Origin of the sequence: Algoriphagus sp., from assembly GCF_024642405.1 — a bacterium.
In the GTDB taxonomy this organism is placed as follows: domain Bacteria; phylum Bacteroidota; class Bacteroidia; order Cytophagales; family Cyclobacteriaceae; genus Algoriphagus.
Genome location: NZ_JAHEBC010000457.1, coordinates 1 through 2,724, shown reverse-complemented (window position 1 = coordinate 2,724; position 2,724 = coordinate 1). Strand labels below are relative to the sequence as shown.

Here is a 2,724-nt window from a genome sequence, read left to right as displayed (position 1 = left end):
GATATTTGAACCTTCATTTCGTTCTTGAATATATTTTTCGATTCCAGCTGAAAATGCTTCTGCATCGGTCCCTTTTCTCAGTTTGATAACCGTGCTGGGACCATTGTTTCCCCAATCTGCCAGCCAATCATTTTCCTGAAAAAACAGCTGGTAGGGCAAGAGATATTCGAATTTTAAGGAATTACTTTCATTCAAATCCTTCAAAACCCCCTGAACAATAAAGTTTTTTGAATCCGTTCCTTGCCTGATTTCCACTCCCTCACCTACCACATCTGTTCTTCCGAATAAGGAAATCGCTCCCTTTTCAGTAAGCACCACATGGTTGTTTTCGGTAAGCATTCTGTTCAGATCCCCTTGCACTACCTCAAACTGATAAATCTGAAGAAAGTCAGGCATGGCATAAATCCCTGAAAGCTTAATCCTTTTATCTTTCTGGATAAATAATTGCGTCTGATTCCAGGTGTAGGTGGATGCAAATTCCACTTCAGAAAGCGTCTCTTTCATACTTTCTGCTAAGACCCCTGGAGTGGAGTTGGTGGTAAAAATATCAGTACCATATTGCTGATGCTCCATAATTCGGTAAATCTGATCGATGTCAGCAAATTCCCGATTGACTTTCAACTCCGAATTCACCCAAAGGCCGATCAGAATCGCTGCCCAAAGCCCTAGAGAGAGGCCAAAGAGATTAATAAAAAAGGTAAGTTTATGCTTGGCAAAACCTCTTAAGGCAATTTTAAAATAGTTTATAATCATGGTGCAAAGGCGTCAGGTAGAAGGAATGCTTTGGAGAATAAAAGAATGTTGGTTTAGCTTTCTATCAAAGAAGATGCTTAGTACATAGAAAAAGTTGCATAGAAAGTGCCAGCGAGAAAAAACGGTCCAATTTTAAAATAAGGAAGCTTTTTGAAGCTACAGCTTGTCCGACTTGAAGAAATTTTGCTCGCTTGCGGACGAAAAAGTAAAATCAGAAATCTAGATCCTAACCTCTATCTACCTACTACAGACGAGCTTGCTTCCTCCTACTTTCAATTTCCAATCTCTACTCCTCAGAATTATATTTTTATCAAAGTTTTTTCAGTAAATTTTAGCATGAGTTTGACAAAGTCTATGGCTTTCAAAATCACCATTCCCTTTTCTATTCCTAAAAGTTTTTTTCCCAACCACAAGCAATACGCACAAATTGAATTGACATTGTGAAACATTAAAACAGCGCTAAAAATGAAAAATTGTATTGCAATTGTTTTTGTATTCAGCCTATTTAGCTGCAATCAACAGAAGATTGATACGAAAGCTGAAGGGGAAAAAGTAATGCAAATCAGCAAAGAATGGTCTGATATTGCTTCGTCGGGAGACATCGAAAAGACCTTAAATTATTGGGCTGAGGATGCCATACTGATATCTGCTGGTGAAGGAACGCTAAACGGAAAAAATGAAATCAGGCAGATGGTGGAACAAAGTTATAAAATCCCGGGATTTAAAATTAGCTGGCAACCTATATCCGTTCAAGTTTCCGAAAGTGGAGATATGGCGTATTTATTGGAAGATTCGCAGGTGTCATATACTGACTCTAGCGGAAACACAATGACACAATACAATCAAGCGGTAAGCATCTGGCGAAAACAATCTGACGGGACCTGGAAAAATGTTGTGGATATTTCCACTCCAGGTAATAAATAAAAACACCTTTTCTAGAGCTCTGCCTGTATTGGGTTAACATAGCTTTGCGAGTCACGATCTCCTAATTTTTGACTTTAGCTTCCAGACTTTTCTCACCATTGTCTATGTCTTTCCTCCCCACTTGGGTAGTAGCCTCCCCCACCTCAAAGGTCCATGATTGAGCCTTTTTGCTCCGATCTCGAACCTATTTACTCTGTCTATGCACCAATTATCTCCATGGACGAACTAATTAACTCCAAGCTTTTACCTTTTTGTTTTGAGCTTTCACCTTTTTGCTCCAAGCTCGGACTTATTTTCTCCAAGGTTTCACCATTTTACTCCAAGCTTGCACCTTTTTACTTAGAGCTTAAACCTTTTTAGTCCAACCATGAACCTTTCGGACTTTTCACTTTATATTTCAGACTTTCAATTTCGGACTTTCCTCCAACTAATCTTGCAAACCTAAAAATCTAGACCCCGCCTGAGCGTAGTCAAATCGTTCCTTGGACTGGGTGGGATTTGTAATTCCACCCTCATATCCTTACCCATTTGAAATGGGTTAAAAAAGTCGTTCTATGCCTCCAGTCCATTGTCGAAAAGTAATTGATGAAAAATCATTTTCTAAAAAAACTGCTGAAAGACCCTTCGATCACGATGGTTATCACGGACGCTCAGGGTGACACCCTTCATACATCAAGAAAGCCCCGCCTGAGCGTAGTCAAATCCTCCTTTGGACTGGGAATGATTTGTAATTCCCCCAACCTATCCTTAATTATGTGTTATGGGTTAAAAAACAAAAAACCTTCGGGGTTTTAAAAACTCAAAGGTTTACTTCCTTGACAAACCGGTGTAGGTGGATGTAGTTGAAATTGACTTTATTGGAAAGAACTAGATTGAACTAAGTGTTAGAAAAGGCGATAAAAAATAGAGTGCTAGATAGGTCCGTATAAGTCACACTGGCTAAGTAAATTAATAGATTAATTATTTGTCGTAAACAAACTCTAATCCTTCCTTCAAAGCTTGCTTTACCACTTGTGAATGATCATTATTCTCATATTTACTGAATAG

Annotated in this window: 3 protein-coding genes; 2 read left to right on the top strand and 1 reads right to left on the bottom strand. The window is 38.8% G+C overall.

Annotated features, from left to right (window positions below; genetic code table 11):
- Positions 1-753 (bottom strand): ABC transporter permease (locus tag Q0L68_RS19300; protein WP_296705880.1); only part of this gene is annotated, 753 nt, incomplete at its 3' end.
- A gap of 465 nt (positions 754-1,218) precedes the next feature.
- Between Q0L68_RS19300 and Q0L68_RS19295 the strand changes: the two genes are divergently transcribed.
- Positions 1,219-1,677: an SgcJ/EcaC family oxidoreductase gene (locus Q0L68_RS19295; RefSeq protein WP_296705879.1), complete on the top strand. Its 459-nt coding sequence runs from the start codon at positions 1,219-1,221 to the stop codon at positions 1,675-1,677.
- Positions 1,678-2,262: 585 nt separating this feature from the next.
- Entirely contained in the window at positions 2,263-2,472 is a 210-nt protein-coding gene (locus tag Q0L68_RS19290) for a hypothetical protein (protein WP_296705878.1), read from the top strand.
- Positions 2,473-2,724: the final 252 nt, after the last annotated feature.

What these genes read in the sequence shown, in the direction of transcription:
- Q0L68_RS19290 (WP_296705878.1), top strand. Translation starts at nt 2,263, where the DNA reads ATGAAAAATCATTTTCTAAAAAAACTGCTGAAAGACCCTTCGATCACG.
- Q0L68_RS19295 (WP_296705879.1), top strand. Translation starts at nt 1,219, where the DNA reads ATGAAAAATTGTATTGCAATTGTTTTTGTATTCAGCCTATTTAGCTGC.